The organism is Nitrospirillum amazonense (assembly GCF_007828035.1).
Lineage (GTDB): Bacteria > Pseudomonadota > Alphaproteobacteria > Azospirillales > Azospirillaceae > Nitrospirillum > Nitrospirillum amazonense.
This window is the reverse complement of record NZ_VITV01000001.1, coordinates 282,808-298,105: the sequence shown is the minus strand read 5'-3', so window position 1 is coordinate 298,105 and position 15,298 is coordinate 282,808. Positions and strand designations below refer to the sequence as shown.

Below are 15,298 nucleotides of genomic sequence, written 5' to 3'. Positions count from 1 at the left end.
TGTTGCGAACGACGCGGGTGTAGCTCAGTTGGTTAGAGCGCCGGCCTGTCACGCCGGAGGCCGCGGGTTCAAGTCCCGTCACTCGCGCCACTTCATCGAGCCTAGACAGAAGGTCCGATGCGTTAGCAAGGCCGCGCTGGCAACAGCGCGGCTTGCTTGCTTTCCGGGTTCTCGCACCTGCGGTAGAGTGGCGGTTGAGAGTGGCTCTCAACAACTTCGTTTCCGGACATTTCCCCCATATTTTCAGCGCCTTGGCCCCTGCGGGACGCATGGCGTAATTTGCTTTCCTTGGGCACGGCACCCGCCTATATTCCAACACGCCCGGCCCCAAGCCGGGCTTTTGTTGCAGGCGTCCGGACCCCCGCATGGGTTCGGAGGTTATGTCCAGAACCGGCGGGCAGGCCGGGTGGGGCCAAAAACCGACAATCAGATGTGTGGGCCTGGGCTTCATGCACTTGGTTGCGGCTGGCACCTTCCGCAAGCCCCGTCGGGCCAACCAGGACGAAATTTGGGGCACACTCATGTCCAGTCAGGTTATGTCCACCGAGCTGCTGAGCCAGTATCTGCCGATCATCATCTTCCTGGCCATCGCCGGGGTGATCGCGGCGGCCATGGTCTTCGGCTCCATGCTGGTTGCCAAGCAGAAGCCGGATAGCGAGAAGCTGTCGGCGTACGAATGCGGCTTCGAGCCGTTCAACGACGCCCGCAGCAAGTTCGACGTGCGCTTCTACCTGGTCGCCATCCTGTTCATCATCTTCGACCTGGAAGTGGCTTTCCTGTTCCCCTGGGCCGTGTCGCTGGGTCGCATCGGCCTGTTCGGCTTCTGGTCCATGATGGCCTTCCTGGGCATCCTGACCATCGGCTTCATCTACGAATGGAAGAAGGGCGCGCTGGACTGGGAGTAATCCTGGGCGGCGCTTGAGCCTTTTCCCTCGTTTCTTCGCATCGCTGCCCGTTCACACCGGAGCCAGACCCGTGACGTCTTTGCCAACCCACTCTTCCGTTTCCCCCGCCGGTGTTCCCGCCGGTGCGGGCGCGCCCCTGCCGCCGGGCCCCGCCCAGGACGCCTATATCAAGGCCGTGACGACGGAGTTGCAGGACAAGGGCTTCGTCGTCGCCAAGCTGGACGCCCTGCAGGAATGGGCGCGCACCGGGTCGCTGTGGCCCATGACCTTCGGCCTGGCCTGCTGTGCCGTGGAAATGATCCACGCTTACATGAGCCGCTTCGACCTGGACCGGTTCGGCGTGATTCCGCGCCCCAGCCCGCGCCAATCGGACGTGATGATCGTGGCCGGCACCCTGTGCAACAAGATGGCCCCGGCCCTGCGCAAGGTCTACGACCAGATGGCGGAGCCGCGCTGGGTCATCTCCATGGGTTCCTGCGCCAACGGCGGCGGTTACTACCACTACAGCTATTCCGTGGTGCGCGGCTGCGACCGCATCGTGCCCGTGGACATCTACGTTCCGGGCTGCCCGCCCACGGCTGAGGCGCTGGTCTACGGCGTGCTGCAGCTGCAGAAGAAGATCAAGGGCGGTAACCGCCTGGTTCGGCGCTAAGCGGCCCTCGAGGGATCGGGAATGAACGAAGAAACCCTACAGGCGCTGGGCGCCAAGATCGCGGCGGCCCTGCCGGGTGCCGTGACCGGCACCGAGATCCAGAACGGCGAGCTGGTGGTCCGCACCACGCGCGAGGGCCTGCTGCAGACCCTGACCGTGCTGCGTGACGACGCCGGCTGCCGCTTCACCCAGCTGGTCGATATCACCGCGGTGGACTGGCCCTCCAAGCCGGAGCGGTTCGAGGTCAACTACATGCTGCTGTCGGTGTCCAAGAACCTGCGCGCGCGGGTGAAGGTCACCACGGATGAGGACACGCCCGTGCCGTCCTGCGTCCCGCTGTTCCCGGCCGCCGGCTGGTACGAGCGCGAGACCTGGGACATGTTCGGCGTGTTCTTCGCGGGCCACCCCGACCTGCGCCGCATCCTGACCGACTACGGTTTCGAAGGTCACCCCCTGCGCAAGGACTTCCCCCTGACGGGCTACGTCGAGGTCCGCTACGACGACGAGCAGAAGCGCGTCGTCTATGAGCCGGTGAAGCTGACGCAGGACTTCCGGGCCTTTGATTTCATGTCGCCCTGGGAGGCGATGACCGATGTGCAACTGCCGGGCGACGAGAAGGCGGTCATCCCGCTGGGCGCGTCGCTGCGCGACGGCAGCGTGAAGAAGTGAGATCGGCCATGGCCAATCCTGTCGAAAGCCAAATCAAACCCTACACGATGAACTTCGGGCCGCAGCATCCTGCCGCCCACGGCGTGTTGCGCCTGGTTCTGGAGATGGACGGCGAGATCGTGGAGCGGGCGGACCCGCACATCGGTCTGCTGCATCGCGGCACCGAGAAGCTCATCGAGTACAAGACCTACATCCAGGCGATGCCCTATTTCGACCGGCTGGACTATGTCTCGCCCATGTCGGAAGAGCACAGCTTCGTCCTGGCCGCGGAGAAGCTGCTGGGCATCACCCCGCCCAAGCGCGCGCAGCACATCCGCGTGCTGTTCGCCGAGCTGACCCGCATCCTGAACCACCTGCTGAACGTCACCACGTTCGCCATGGACGTGGGCGCGCTGACCCCGGCCCTGTGGGGCTTCGAGGAGCGCGAGCTGCTCATGGAGTTCTATGAGCGGGTGTCGGGTGCCCGCATGCATGCCAACTACTTCCGCGTGGGCGGTGTCCACCAGGACCTGCCGGCCGGCATGCTGGACGACATCGAGGCCTACGCGGCCAAGTTCGAGAAGTTCGTCGACGACGTGGAAGGCCTGCTGACGGCCAACCGCATCTTCAAGCAGCGCCTGGTCGACATCGGCATCGTCTCGGGTGACGAGGCGCTGGCCTGGGGCTTCACCGGCCCGGTGCTGCGCGCCTCCGGCATTCCGTGGGACCTGCGCAAGGCCCAACCCTACGACACCTACGCCGAGTACGACTTCGACGTCGCCGTGGGCAAGACCGGCGACTGCTACGCCCGCTACCTGGTGCGCGTAGAGGAGATGCGGCAGTCCAACCGGATCGTGCAGCAGGCCGTGGCCAAGCTGCGCCAGACCCCCGGCGCCGTGAAGGTGGACGACCGCAAGATCGCCCCGCCGCCGCGTGGCGACATGAAGCGCTCGATGGAATCGCTGATCCATCACTTCAAGCTGTATACCGAGGGCTACCACGTCCCCGCCGGCGAGACCTACACCGCCACCGAATCGCCCAAGGGCGAGTTCGGCGTGTACCTGGTCTCCGACGGGTCAAACCGTCCTTATCGCTGCAAGATCCGGCCGACGGGCATCGCCCATCTGCAGGGTGTTGATTTCATGTCCCGGGGCCACATGCTCGCCGACGCCGTCGCGATCATCGGCTCCATCGACGTCGTGTTCGGAGAGATCGACCGATGAGCGCTTCCGAGACCCCTGCCGGTCCGGCGACCTTCGAATTCACCGCCGACAACCTGGCCCTGGCCCAGCGGATCATCGCCAAGTATCCGGAAGGCCGCCAGGCGAGCGCCGTGATGCCCCTGTTGGACCTGGCCCAGCGCCAGCACGACAACTGGCTGCCCCGCGCCGCCATGGACTACGTCGCCGGCATGCTGGGCATGGCCCCCATCCGCGTGTACGAGGTCGCCAGCTTCTACACCATGTACAACCTGAAGCCGGTGGGTAAGCACTTCGTGCAGGTCTGCACGACCACCCCGTGCTGGCTGCGCGGGTCGGACGAGGTGCTGGCGGCGTGCAAGCGCAAGCTGGGCATCGGCCCGGGCGAGACCACGGCCGACGGCCAGTTCACGGTGGTCGAGGTGGAATGCGCCGGCGCCTGCGTCAACGCGCCCGTCATCTCGCTCAACGACATCTATTACGAGGACCTGGACGGCCCCTCCACCGAGGCGCTGCTGGATACCCTGATCCGGGGCGAGACGCCCAAGCCCGGCCCGCAGAACGGCCGCATCAATTCCGCGCCCATCGGCGGTCCGACGACGCTGATCGAGATGGCGCAGCGTAACGGCGTCAAGCCGGCGTCGCAGGAGTAAGGCCGATGTTGCGCGACGAAGACCGCATCTACACCAACCTCTACGGCTACGAGGACTTCCGCCTGGAAGCCGCCCGCAAGCGCGGCGACTGGGACGGCACCAAGGACATCCTGGCCCGCGGCCGCGATACCATCATCGAGCAGGTGAAGGAATCGGGCATGCGCGGCCGTGGCGGCGCCGGCTTCTCCACCGGCCTGAAGTGGTCCTTCATGCCCAAGAAGGTGGATGGCCCCGTCTATCTGGTGATCAACGCCGACGAGGGCGAGCCTGGCACGTGCAAGGACCGCGAGATCCTGCGCCACGATCCGCATAAGCTGATCGAAGGCTGCCTGATCGCCGGTTTCGCCATCGGCGCCACCGCCTGCTACATCTACATCCGTGGCGAGTTCTACAACGAGGCGTCCAACGTCCAGGTCGCCATCGACGAGGCCTACGCCGCCGGCCTGATCGGCAAGAACGCCTGCGGCAGCGGCTACGACTACGACATCTACCTGCACAAGGGCGCGGGCGCCTACATCTGCGGCGAGGAAACCGCGCTCATCGAGTCCATCGAGGGCAAGAAGGGCCAGCCGCGCAACAAGCCGCCGTTCCCCGCCAACGCCGGCCTGTATTCCCGCCCCACCACGGTCAACAACGTGGAGAGCATCGCGGGCGTTCCCACCATCCTGCGCCGCGGTCCCGCCTGGTTCGCCGGCATCGGCCGCCCCAAGAACGTGGGCACCAAGCTGTTCTGCATCTCCGGCCACGTGAACAAGCCGTGCAACGTGGAAGAGGAGATGGGCATCCCCCTGAAGGAACTCATCGAGCGCCATGCGGGCGGCGTGCGCGGCGGCTGGGACAACCTGCTGGCCGTCATCCCCGGCGGCTCCTCCGTGCCGGTGATGCCCAAGAGCATCTGCGACACCGTGCTGATGGATTTCGACAGCCTGCGTGAGGTCGGGTCCGGCCTGGGCACGGCGGCCGTGATCGTCATGGACAAGTCCACCGACATCGTCCGCGCCATCGCCCGCCTGTCGAAGTTCTACATGCATGAGAGCTGCGGCCAATGCACGCCCTGCCGCGAAGGCACCGGCTGGCTGGCCCGCGTCATGGACCGCATGGTTCGCGGCCAGGCCCGCCTGGAAGAGATCGACATGCTGCAGGACGTCACCAAGCAGATCGAAGGCCGCACCATCTGCGCCCTGGGCGATGCCGCCGCCTGGCCCGTGCAGGGCCTGATCCGGCACTTCCGTCCGGAGATGGAACGCCGCATCGCCGATTATCGCCAGAGCATCGCTGCCGAGTGATCGGTGGAAGGATTTGAGACATGCCGAAACTGACCATCGACGGTATCGAGCTTGAAGTGGCGCCTGGCACCTCCGTGCTGCAGGCCTGCGAGCAGCTGGGCATCGAGGTTCCGCGCTTCTGCTATCACGAGAAGCTGTCGGTCCCGGCCAACTGCCGCATGTGCCTGGTGGAGATGGAGAAGGCCCCCAAGCCCATCGCCAGCTGCGCCATGCCCTGCGGCGAAGGCATGGTGATCAAGACCGACACCGACACCGTGCACAAGGCGCGCAAGGGGGTGATGGAGTTCCTGCTCATCAACCACCCGCTGGATTGCCCCATCTGCGACCAGGGCGGCGAGTGTGACCTGCAGGATCAGGCCGTGGGCTACGGTTTCGACCGTGGCCGCTACGGCGAGGAAAAGCGCGCGGTCAAGGACAAGAACCTGGGCCCGCTGATCAAGACGATCATGACGCGCTGCATCCACTGCACGCGCTGCATCCGCTTCAGCGACGAGATCGCGGGCGTGTCCGTGATGGGCGCCACCGGCCGTGGCGAGCATATGGAGATCGGCACCTACGTCGAGGCCGCCGTCTCGTCCGAGCTGTCGGGCAACCTGGTGGACGTGTGCCCGGTGGGCGCGCTGACCTCCAAGCCCTATGCCTTCACCGCCCGGCCCTGGGAACTGCGTAAGACGGAATCGGTGGACGTCCTGGACGCCGTCGGGTCCAACATCCGCATCGACACCCGCGGCGGCGAAGTGCTGCGCATCCTCCCCCGCCTGAACGAGGCGGTGAACGAGGAATGGATCAGCGACAAGACCCGTTACGCCCATGACGGCCTGAAGCGCCAGCGCCTGGACCGCCCCTACATCCGTGAGAACGGCAAGCTGCGTGCCGCCTCGTGGGAAGAGGCTTTGGCCCTGACCGCGTCCAAGCTGAAGGGTGCCGCACCGGAGAAGATCGCCGCCATCGCCGGCGACCTGGCCGACGCCGAAAGCCTGCTGGCCTTGAAGGACCTGCTGGGCGGCATGGGTGTGGCCAGCCTGGAAAGCCGCCAGGACGGCAGCGCCATCGACGCGGCGTCCCGCGCCGGCTACATCTTCAACAGCACCATCGCGGGCATCGAGCAGGCGGACCAGATCCTCCTGATCGGCACCAACCCGCGCTGGGAAGGCGCGCTGGTCAACGCCCGCATCCGCAAGCGCTACCTGCAGGGCGGCCTGACCGTCACCGTACTGGGCCCGCGCGTCGATCTGACCTTCCCCATCGAGCACCTGGGCAACGACGCCACGCTGCTGAACGCCATCGCCGACGGCAGCCACCCCTATGCCGAGACGCTGAAGGCCGCCAAGAAGCCCCTGCTGATCCTGGGCTCCGGCGCCCTGGCCCGTCCGGACGGCGCCGCCGTCTGGGCCGCCGCCCGCGCGGTGGCCGAGGCTTGCGGCCTGGTGCGTGAGGACTGGAACGGTTTCAACGTCCTGCACCGCGCCGCCTCGCGCGTCGGCGCCCTGGACCTGGGCTTCCTGCCCGCCGAGGGGGGCCGCGACCTGGCCGGCATCCTGGACGGTGCCCGCAAGGGCGAGGTCGAGGTGGTCTACCTGCTGGGTGCCGACGAGATCGACGCCCAGAACTTCGGCCGCGCCTTCGTGATCTATCAGGGCCACCACGGTGATCGGGGCGCCCACCGCGCCGACGTCATCCTGCCGGGTGCCGCCTACACCGAGAAGAACGCGACCTACGTCAACACCGAGGGCCGCGCCCAGCATACCCGCCAGGCCACCTTCCCGGTGGGCGAGGCGCGTGAGGATTGGAAGATCATCCGCGCGCTGTCCGGCGCCCTGGGCAAGCCCCTGCCGTATGACACCCTGCAGCAGCTGCGCAAGCGGCTGGCCGACGCCAACCCGGTGTTCGCCCAGATCGACCGCGTCACCCCGGCCGCCTGGGGTGCCTTTGGTACCGCCAGTGCCGTGGCCGCCGCCCCCTTCACCCTGCCGGTGGAGAACTTCTACATGACCGACGCGATCAGCCGCGCCTCGGCCACCATGGCCGAATGCACGGAGGCCTTCGTGTCGCCCGCCGTTGCCGAGAGGACCGGTACCCATGGCTGATTTCCTCGCCCTGCACCTGGGCTTGCCCCTCACCTGGGCGACCCTGGTGGCGATCATCCTGAAGATCCTGGTGATCACGGTGCCGTTGCTGATCGCGATGGCCATGATGACCTACATGGAACGCAAGGTGCTGGCCGCCATCCAGCTGCGCCAGGGCCCGATCCTGGTCGGCCCCTTCGGTCTGCTGCAGCCGTTCGCCGACGGCCTGAAGCTGATGACCAAGGAGACCATCATCCCGGCCGGCGCCAACCGCGCCGTGTTCCTGGTGGCGCCGATGATCACCTTCATCCTGGCGCTGGTGGCCTGGGCGGTCATCCCCTTCGGTGAGGGCCTGGTGCTGTCCGACATCAACGTCGGCGTGCTCTACCTCTTCGCCATCAGCTCGCTGGGCGTCTACGGCATCATCATGTCGGGCTGGGCGTCCAACTCGAAGTACGCCTTCCTGGGCGGCCTGCGCTCCGCCGCGCAGATGGTGTCCTACGAGGTCTCCATCGGCTTCGTCATCATCACCGTGCTGCTGTGCGTCGGCTCGCTGAACCTGTCGGACATCGTCCGGGCGCAGACCCACCTGTGGTTCTGCATCCCGCTGTTCCCCATGTTCGTGGTGTTCTTCATCTCGGCGCTCGCGGAAACCAACCGGGCCCCCTTCGACCTGCCGGAAGGCGAGTCCGAGCTGGTGGGCGGTTTCCACACCGAATACTCGGCCATGACCTTCGCCCTGTTCTTCCTGGGCGAGTACATCAGCATGCTCCTGATGAGCGGGATGACCTCCATCCTGTTCCTGGGCGGCTGGCAGCCGTTCCCCCTCCTGGGCTTCATCCCCGGCCCGCTGAACCTGATCATCAAGATTTGCCTGTTGATGTTCGTGTTCATCTGGGTGCGCGGCACGTTGCCCCGCTACCGCTATGACCAGCTGATGCGCCTGGGCTGGAAGGTCTTCCTGCCCTTCTCTCTGGTCTGGGTGATCCTGACCTCCGGCTTCCTTGTCTACTTCGACAAGCTGCCGCACTGAGCGATGCGTCCCCGCCCCGGGGCGGGACTTTGGTACTGACTTGTGACCGCGGGGGGAGCCGCCCCCCGCATCAAGGAATGAGGTGACGACATGGCCTGGCTCGACCGCACGGCGCGCGGCCTGTTCATGACCGAGCTGGTGAAGGGCTTCGCCCTGACCTTCAGCTACATGTTCAAGCCCCGGGTGACGCTCAACTACCCGTATGAGCGCAGCCCGCTCAGCCCCCGCTTCCGTGGCGAACACGCGCTGCGCCGCTATCCCAACGGGGAAGAGCGCTGCATCGCCTGCAAGCTGTGCGAAGCAGTGTGCCCGGCCCTGGCCATCACCATCGAAGCGGAACCCCGTGAGGACGGCTCGCGCCGGACCACCCGCTACGACATCGACATGACCAAGTGCATCTACTGCGGCCTCTGCCAGGAGGCCTGCCCGGTGGACGCCATCGTCGAGGGGCCGAACCTGGAGTTCGCCACCGAAACGCGCGAGGAGCTTTTCTACAACAAGGAAAAGCTGCTGGCGAACGGCGACCGGTGGGAGCCGCTGCTGGCGGCCAACATCGCCGCGGATGCGCCCTACCGCTGAGCCTTGAGTGCGCCTTTAACGCCTTGTGACGCCTAACCCCGTGACACCCGCGCGCGGGATCGCCCGCGCCCCCGACGTCGAGTCAGGGACCCAGACGATGGGCCCGGTTACCGGAGAGAAATCTTGATCGCCAACGTCCGCAACCCGCACCGGAAGGAGAGCCGCCGATGATACTGCCCGCTCTCGCCTTCTATCTGTTCGCCGCCGTGCTGGTGCTGGCCGGCATGCTGGTGATCACGGCGCGCAACCCGGTGCACTCCGTCCTGTTCCTGATCCTGGCCTTCTTCAATGCGGCCGGCCTGTTCGTGCTGATCGGGGCGGAATTCGTGGCGATGATCCTGGTCATCGTCTACGTGGGCGCCGTGGCGGTGCTGTTCCTCTTCGTCGTCATGATGCTGGACATCAACTTCCAGGAACTGCGCAAGGGCTTCCTGCGCTACCTGCCGGCGGGCCTCGCCGTGGGGGCGGCCCTGCTGGCGGAACTGGGGCTGGTGATCTCCGGCTGGGTCTACGCCGGCCCGGCCGACAGCGTCCGCGCGGCGCCGACGCCGGAAAGCGTGGGCAACGCCCAGGCGCTGGGCGACCTGCTCTACACCCAATACGCCTTTATCTTCGAGGCCTCTGGCCTGGTGCTGCTGGTCGCCATGATCGGCGCCATTGTGCTGACCCTGCGCTCGCGCAAGGGCGTGCGCCGCCAGGTCATCGCCGACCAGCTGGCCCGCCGCCGCGAGGACGTGGTGGCCGTGGTCAAGGTCCGGACCGGGGAGGGCGTGTAAACCATGGAAAACATGATGGATATCGGTCTGGGCCACTACCTGTCGGTGGCGGCCATCCTGTTCATCCTGGGCGTGTTCGGCATCTTCCTGAACCGCCGCAACGTCATCATCATCCTGATGTCGGTCGAGTTGATCCTGCTTGCGGTCAACATCAACCTCGTCGCCTTCTCGGTCTTCCTGCACGATCTGGTGGGACAGGTCTTCGCCCTGTTCATCCTGACCGTCGCGGCTGCCGAGGCCGCCATCGGCCTCGCCATCCTCGTCATCTACTTCCGCAACCGTGGCTCGATCGCGGTTGAGGACATCAACCTGATGAAGGGTTGAGGGCCATGGCCGTTATCGCAGCAATCTTCCTGCCGCTCCTCGCGGCGTTCATCGCCGGCTTCTTCGGCCGCCGCATCGGTGACCTGGGCTCCCAGCTCGTCACCTGCGGCGCCATGGTAGTCGCGCTGGTCCTGTCCATCATCCTGTTCATCGACGTGGCCGTGAACGGTCATGCCACCGTGGTTCCGCTGGCCAACTGGGTTGCCAGCGGCGACTTCCACGTCGATTGGGCCCTGCGCGTCGACACCCTGACGGCGGTTATGCTGATCGTGGTCAACGGCGTGTCGACCATGGTCCACATCTACTCCGTCGGCTACATGAGCCATGACCCGGACAAGCCCCGGTTCATGTCCTACCTCAGCCTGTTCACCTTCATGATGCTCATGCTGGTGACGTCGGACAATCTGGTGCAGATGTTCTTCGGCTGGGAGGGCGTCGGTGTCGCCTCCTACCTGCTGATCAACTTCTGGTTCGAGAAGAAGAGCGCCAACGACGCCTCCATGAAGGCGTTCCTGGTGAACCGCGTCGGTGACTTCGGCTTCGCGCTGGGCATCTTCTCAATCTTCATCATCTTCGGCAGTGTCGAGTTCGGCACGATCTTCCCGGCCGCCGCCGGCAAGGCCCACGCCACCTTCAACTTCCTGGGCTGGCATGTGTCGGCGCTGGACTGCGCCTGCCTGCTGCTGTTCGTCGGCGCCATGGGCAAGTCGGCCCAGCTGGGCCTGCACACCTGGCTGCCGGACGCGATGGAAGGCCCGACCCCGGTGTCGGCCCTCATCCATGCCGCCACCATGGTGACCGCCGGCGTCTTCATGCTGGCCCGCATGAGCCCGGTGTTCGAGTATGCCCCCGCCGCCCTGGCCGTGGTGACCGTGCTGGGCGCCCTGACCGCCTTCGTCGCCGCGACGATCGGCATGACCCAGTTCGACATCAAGCGCGTCATCGCCTATTCGACGATGAGCCAGCTGGGCTACATGTTCTTCGCCATCGGCGTGTCGGCCTACCAGGCCGCCGTCTTCCACCTGATGACCCACGCCTTCTTCAAGGCCCTGCTGTTCCTGGGCGCCGGTTCCGTCATCCACGCCATGTCGGGTGAGCAGGACATGCGCAAGATGGGCGGTATCGCCAGGCTGATCCCCTTCACCTACGCGGTGATGTGGATCGGCAACCTGGCCCTGGCCGGTGTTGGCATCCCCAAGATTGGCGCATTCCCTGGCTTCGGTTTCGCCGGCTTCTACTCCAAGGACATCGTGCTGGAGGCCGCCTACGGCTCCGGCACCGCCGTCGGCCACTTTGCCTACTGGCTGGGCATCGCCGCCGCCTTCATGACCGCCTTCTACTCCTGGCGCCTGCTGATCATGACCTTCCATGGCAAGCCGCGCGCCTCCAAGGAGGTCATGGACCACGTGCATGAGAGCCCGCTGGTCATGACTGGTCCGCTGACCGTGCTGGCCATCGGCGCCCTGATCGCCGGTATCGGCGGCTACGAGTGGTTCGTCGGCCATGCCGCCCGCGCCGAATTCTGGCGCGGCGCCATCCAGGTCCTGCACGCCCATGACAGCATCCACGCCGCCCATGAGGGGCCGGAGTGGGTGGGCCTGCTGCCGCTGTTGGTCGGCCTGGCCGGCATCGCCCTGGCCTATGTCTGCTACATGTTCGTGCCCGGCATCCCGGCGACCTTCACCAAGATCGTGAAGCCGCTGCATGTGCTGGTCTTCAACAAGTACTTCTTCGACCAGATTTACGACGTGCTGTTCGTGAAGCCGGCCCAGGTCCTCGGCTTCGGCCTGTGGAAGGCCGGCGACGGCGCCATCATCGACGGCTTGGGCCCCGATGGCGTCGCCAAGACCACCCGCGGTGTGGCCGCCGGCGTCAGCCGTTTGCAGTCCGGGTACGTCTACCATTACGCATTCGCCATGGTGATCGGCGTGGTCGCGCTGGTCGGCTGGTTCTACTTCAAGCCCTGAGCAGGACGAGGCATCTAAGATGGCTGATTGGCCGATCCTGTCGCTGACGACGTTCCTTCCGTCGATTGGCGCCCTACTCATCCTGCTGGTGCGCGGCGAAGAACAGGCCGTGGCGCGGAACGCGAAGGCGATCGCCCTCGCGACCTCGCTTCTCACCTTCATCGTTTCGCTGTTCATCCTGGTGAAGTTCGACCCCTCCAGCGCCGGCTTCCAGCTGGTGGAGGAACACAGCTGGATCCCGGCATTGGGCATCCAGTACCTGCGCGGCATCGATGGCGTGTCCGTCTGGTTCGTGCTGGCCTCGACCTTCCTCACCCCCGTCTGCGTGCTGGCCTCCTGGGACAGCATCGAGAAGCGGGTGAAGGAGTTCATGATGTCGCTCCTGCTGCTGGAGACCATGCTGGTCGGCATGTTCACCGCGCTGGACTTCATCCTGTTCTACATCTTCTTCGAAGGTGTCCTGCTGCCGATGTTCCTGATGATCGGCGTGTGGGGTGGTCCGGGCCGCATCTACGCCGCCTACAAGTTCTTCATCTACACCTTCATCGGCTCCGTCCTGATGCTGCTGGCCATCGTCGCCATGTACCTGCAGGTCGGCACGATGGACATGCGAGTGATGCTGGACCACACCTTCGATCCGTCGATGCAGAAGATCCTGTGGCTGGCCTTCTTCGCCGCCTTCGCGGTGAAGACCCCGATGTGGCCGTTCCACACCTGGCTGCCCTTCGCCCACGTGGAGGCGCCGACCGCCGGCTCCGTCATGCTGGCCGGCGTCATGCTGAAGATGGGCGGTTACGGTCTGATCCGCGCCAACCTGCAGATGCTGCCCATCGGCTCGGCCACCTACACCAACCTGGTGTTCGTGATGTCGGTCGTCGCCATCATCTACACCTCGCTGGTGGCGTTGGCTCAGACCGACATGAAGAAGATGATCGCCTATTCCTCCGTGGCTCACATGGGCTACGTCAGCATGGGCATCTTCGCCGCCAACGCCCAGGGCCTGGACGGCGCCATGTTCCAGATGCTGTCGCACACCGTGGTGTCGGCGGCGCTCTTCCTCTGCATCGGCGTGGTCTACAACCGCCTGCACACCCGTGAAATCGCGCGCTACGGCGGCATGGCGCACAACATGCCCAAGTACGCCGTGGTGTTCATGCTGTTCATGCTGGCCTCGGTCGGCCTGCCCGGCACCTCGGGTTTCGTGGGTGAGTTCCTGTCCATGCTGGGCGCGTACGAGGCCAACACCTGGGTGGGCCTGTTCGCCTCCACCGGCTTGGTGTTCGGCGCCGCCTACATGCTGCTGCTCTATCGCAAGCTGTTCTACGGCAAGCTGGAGAAGCCGGACGTGATCGCCATGCCCGACCTGAACGGGAAGGAGATCCTCTACTTCGCCCCGCTGGTCGCCATCGTCATCATGATGGGCGTCTATCCGAAGAGCTTCAGCAGCGTGTACGCCGCCTCGCTGGACCATATCCTGTCGCACCACCGCGAAGCCCTGGCCGCCGAGGGACTGACCCCGCCGGTTGCCAACCCGGCCTCCGCCTTCGTCCCGGCCGCCAACGCCGGGACCCTCTCGGCCCACCCGGCGACGAGTGAGACGCCGGGCACCGAGCCGGCGGTTGAGCCGTCCACTACTGAAACACCCGCCGAGACGCCCGCGCAGAGCGAGCCCAAGGCGGATGCCAACCCCGACGCCGGCCACTGATCCAGCGGGAAACGATCCATGCAACCTGTCCTTACCGATCTGATCCCGGCCCTGCCTGAGATCTTCCTGGCCGTGGCGGCGCTGGCGCTGCTGATGCTGGGTGTGTTCAGCGGCAAGAATGGCACCCGCCTGGTCAGCGGCCTGGCCGTGGTGGCGCTGGTGGCGACATCCGTGCTGCTGGTCCGCCAGGAAGGCTACGACGTGGCCTTCTCCGGCCTGTTCATCACCGACGGCTTCGCCGTCTTCTCCAAGCTGCTGGTCCTGCTGGGCACCGGCCTGTCCATCATCATCGCCCAGAACTTCATCGCCCGTGAGGACATGGACCGGTTCGAATATCCGGTGCTCATGCTGCTGGCGACCGTCGGCATGATGATGATGGTGTCGGCCAACGACCTGCTGACCCTTTATGTCGGCCTGGAGCTGCAGAGCCTGTCGCTCTACGTCATCGCGTCCTTCCGCCGCGATTACGCCAAGAGCACCGAGGCCGGCCTGAAGTACTTCGTGCTGGGTGCCCTGTCCTCCGGCATGCTGCTGTATGGCATCAGCCTGATCTATGGCTTCGCCGGCACCACCAACTTCATCACCATCGCCCAGGTCTTGCAGGCTGGCCCGGCGCCCCTGGGCGTCATCGTCGGCCTGGTGTTCGTGGCCGCCGGCCTGGCCTTCAAGATCTCCGCCGTGCCCTTCCACATGTGGACGCCGGACGTGTACGAGGGCGCCCCCACCCCGGTCACGGCCTTTTTCGCCGTGGCCCCCAAGGTGGCCGCCATCTGCCTGTTCATCCGCGTGCTGGAAGGCCCCTTCGGTTCCCTGCTGCCGCAGTGGCGCCAGGTGATCGAGTTCTGCTCCGTCGCCTCCATGGTGGTCGGCTCGCTGGCGGCCATCCGCCAGAGCAATATCAAGCGCCTGATGGCCTACAGCTCCATCGCCAACATCGGCTACGCCCTGGTCGGCGTGGCGGCCGGCACCGCCGAGGGCGTGCAGGCCGTGCTGATCTACATGGCGATCTACCTGGTGATGACCGTCGGTACCTTCGCCATCATCATCGGCATGCGCCAGAAAGGTAAGGCCGTGGAAGAGATCGCCGACTTGGCGGGCCTCTCCAAGACCAATCCCATGCTGGCCCTGGCACTGGCCGTCTTCATGTTCTCCATGGCGGGCGTGCCGCCGGCGGCCGGTTTCTTCGGCAAGCTGCTGGTGTTCATGGCCGCGTGGAAGGCCGGGCTGTACCCGCTGTCCATCATCATGGCGCTGACCAGCGGCATCAGCCTCTACTACTACCTGAAGATCTGTAAGGTCTCCTGGTTCGACGACGTGAAGGAGCCGCTGGATCGCCCCACGGCCGGCCTGTCCTGGGTCGTCACCGCCACCGCCCTGGTGGTGTTCCCGGTGGCCCTGGTGATCGGCACCCCGGTGCTGAACAGCGCCGCCGCCGCCGCCGCCAGCCTGTTCCATTGAGCGGGCGGGCGCTGACCCCCAGCGCCCCGCCCCACCGTCTGCCGGAG

14 protein-coding genes and 1 tRNA gene are annotated in these 15,298 nt (G+C 65.8%); all 15 read left to right on the top strand.

Features of this window, described 5'->3' with window-relative positions:
- Nucleotides 1-13: 13 nt before the first annotated feature.
- The 15 genes from FBZ87_RS01290 to nuoN all read left to right on the top strand — a co-directional run bounded on the left by FBZ87_RS01290 (nucleotide 14) and on the right by nuoN (nucleotide 15,251).
- Nucleotides 14-90 (top strand) — tRNA-Asp (locus tag FBZ87_RS01290).
- 446 nt (nucleotides 91-536) lie between these two features.
- Nucleotides 537-905 (top strand): NADH-quinone oxidoreductase subunit A, encoded by a 369-nt coding sequence (locus tag FBZ87_RS01285; protein WP_040849814.1) that lies wholly within the window; start codon nucleotides 537-539, stop codon nucleotides 903-905.
- A 79-nt stretch (nucleotides 906-984) separates the two neighbouring features.
- Nucleotides 985-1,557: a NuoB/complex I 20 kDa subunit family protein gene (locus FBZ87_RS01280; RefSeq protein ID WP_040849827.1), complete on the top strand. Its 573-nt coding sequence runs from the start codon at nucleotides 985-987 to the stop codon at nucleotides 1,555-1,557.
- Between the two features lie 21 nt (nucleotides 1,558-1,578).
- A complete protein-coding gene (locus FBZ87_RS01275; protein WP_145608531.1) occupies nucleotides 1,579-2,226 on the top strand; it encodes an NADH-quinone oxidoreductase subunit C in 648 nt (215 codons plus the stop codon).
- Between the two features lie 8 nt (nucleotides 2,227-2,234).
- Complete coding sequence (locus FBZ87_RS01270; protein WP_145608530.1) at nucleotides 2,235-3,428, top strand: NADH-quinone oxidoreductase subunit D; 1,194 nt, start codon at nucleotides 2,235-2,237, stop codon at nucleotides 3,426-3,428.
- A complete protein-coding gene (nuoE, locus tag FBZ87_RS01265) occupies nucleotides 3,425-4,057 on the top strand; it encodes an NADH-quinone oxidoreductase subunit NuoE (RefSeq protein ID WP_145608528.1) in 633 nt (210 codons plus the stop codon). Before FBZ87_RS01270 ends, nuoE begins: the two co-directional genes overlap by 4 nt.
- A gap of 5 nt (nucleotides 4,058-4,062) precedes the next feature.
- Nucleotides 4,063-5,343 (top strand): NADH-quinone oxidoreductase subunit NuoF, encoded by a 1,281-nt coding sequence (nuoF, locus tag FBZ87_RS01260; RefSeq protein WP_145608526.1) that lies wholly within the window; start codon nucleotides 4,063-4,065, stop codon nucleotides 5,341-5,343.
- A gap of 20 nt (nucleotides 5,344-5,363) precedes the next feature.
- A complete protein-coding gene (nuoG, locus tag FBZ87_RS01255; RefSeq protein WP_145608524.1) occupies nucleotides 5,364-7,430 on the top strand; it encodes an NADH-quinone oxidoreductase subunit NuoG in 2,067 nt (688 codons plus the stop codon).
- Nucleotides 7,423-8,442, top strand: coding sequence for an NADH-quinone oxidoreductase subunit NuoH (nuoH, locus tag FBZ87_RS01250; protein ID WP_145608522.1), 1,020 nt, complete (start codon nucleotides 7,423-7,425; stop codon nucleotides 8,440-8,442). The genes nuoG and nuoH overlap by 8 nt, the downstream gene beginning before the upstream one ends.
- A 90-nt stretch (nucleotides 8,443-8,532) precedes the next feature.
- Entirely contained in the window at nucleotides 8,533-9,021 is a 489-nt protein-coding gene (gene nuoI / locus FBZ87_RS01245) for an NADH-quinone oxidoreductase subunit NuoI (RefSeq protein WP_040846283.1), read from the top strand.
- Between the two features lie 167 nt (nucleotides 9,022-9,188).
- A complete protein-coding gene (locus FBZ87_RS01240) occupies nucleotides 9,189-9,797 on the top strand; it encodes an NADH-quinone oxidoreductase subunit J (RefSeq protein ID WP_145608520.1) in 609 nt (202 codons plus the stop codon).
- Nucleotides 9,798-9,812: 15 nt separating this feature from the next.
- Nucleotides 9,813-10,121, top strand: coding sequence for an NADH-quinone oxidoreductase subunit NuoK (gene nuoK / locus FBZ87_RS01235; protein ID WP_044559312.1), 309 nt, complete (start codon nucleotides 9,813-9,815; stop codon nucleotides 10,119-10,121).
- Nucleotides 10,122-10,126: 5 nt separating this feature from the next.
- Complete coding sequence (gene nuoL / locus FBZ87_RS01230; RefSeq protein WP_145608518.1) at nucleotides 10,127-12,088, top strand: NADH-quinone oxidoreductase subunit L; 1,962 nt, start codon at nucleotides 10,127-10,129, stop codon at nucleotides 12,086-12,088.
- Nucleotides 12,089-12,107: 19 nt separating this feature from the next.
- Nucleotides 12,108-13,793, top strand: coding sequence for an NADH-quinone oxidoreductase subunit M (locus FBZ87_RS01225; protein WP_145608516.1), 1,686 nt, complete (start codon nucleotides 12,108-12,110; stop codon nucleotides 13,791-13,793).
- Nucleotides 13,794-13,811: 18 nt separating this feature from the next.
- Nucleotides 13,812-15,251, top strand: a complete 1,440-nt coding sequence (gene nuoN, locus FBZ87_RS01220) for an NADH-quinone oxidoreductase subunit NuoN (RefSeq protein WP_145608514.1) — start codon at nucleotides 13,812-13,814, stop codon at nucleotides 15,249-15,251.
- The last annotated feature ends 47 nt before the right edge of the window (nucleotides 15,252-15,298 follow it).

What these genes read in the sequence shown, in the direction of transcription:
- nuoH (WP_145608522.1), top strand. Translation starts at nt 7,423, where the DNA reads ATGGCTGATTTCCTCGCCCTGCACCTGGGCTTGCCCCTCACCTGGGCG.
- nuoF (WP_145608526.1), top strand. Translation starts at nt 4,063, where the DNA reads ATGTTGCGCGACGAAGACCGCATCTACACCAACCTCTACGGCTACGAG.
- FBZ87_RS01270 (WP_145608530.1), top strand. Translation starts at nt 2,235, where the DNA reads ATGGCCAATCCTGTCGAAAGCCAAATCAAACCCTACACGATGAACTTC.
- nuoN (WP_145608514.1), top strand. Translation starts at nt 13,812, where the DNA reads ATGCAACCTGTCCTTACCGATCTGATCCCGGCCCTGCCTGAGATCTTC.
- FBZ87_RS01285 (WP_040849814.1), top strand. Translation starts at nt 537, where the DNA reads ATGTCCACCGAGCTGCTGAGCCAGTATCTGCCGATCATCATCTTCCTG.
- FBZ87_RS01240 (WP_145608520.1), top strand. Translation starts at nt 9,189, where the DNA reads ATGATACTGCCCGCTCTCGCCTTCTATCTGTTCGCCGCCGTGCTGGTG.
- FBZ87_RS01275 (WP_145608531.1), top strand. Translation starts at nt 1,579, where the DNA reads ATGAACGAAGAAACCCTACAGGCGCTGGGCGCCAAGATCGCGGCGGCC.
- nuoE (WP_145608528.1), top strand. Translation starts at nt 3,425, where the DNA reads ATGAGCGCTTCCGAGACCCCTGCCGGTCCGGCGACCTTCGAATTCACC.
- nuoL (WP_145608518.1), top strand. Translation starts at nt 10,127, where the DNA reads ATGGCCGTTATCGCAGCAATCTTCCTGCCGCTCCTCGCGGCGTTCATC.
- nuoG (WP_145608524.1), top strand. Translation starts at nt 5,364, where the DNA reads ATGCCGAAACTGACCATCGACGGTATCGAGCTTGAAGTGGCGCCTGGC.
- nuoI (WP_040846283.1), top strand. Translation starts at nt 8,533, where the DNA reads ATGGCCTGGCTCGACCGCACGGCGCGCGGCCTGTTCATGACCGAGCTG.
- nuoK (WP_044559312.1), top strand. Translation starts at nt 9,813, where the DNA reads ATGGATATCGGTCTGGGCCACTACCTGTCGGTGGCGGCCATCCTGTTC.
- FBZ87_RS01225 (WP_145608516.1), top strand. Translation starts at nt 12,108, where the DNA reads ATGGCTGATTGGCCGATCCTGTCGCTGACGACGTTCCTTCCGTCGATT.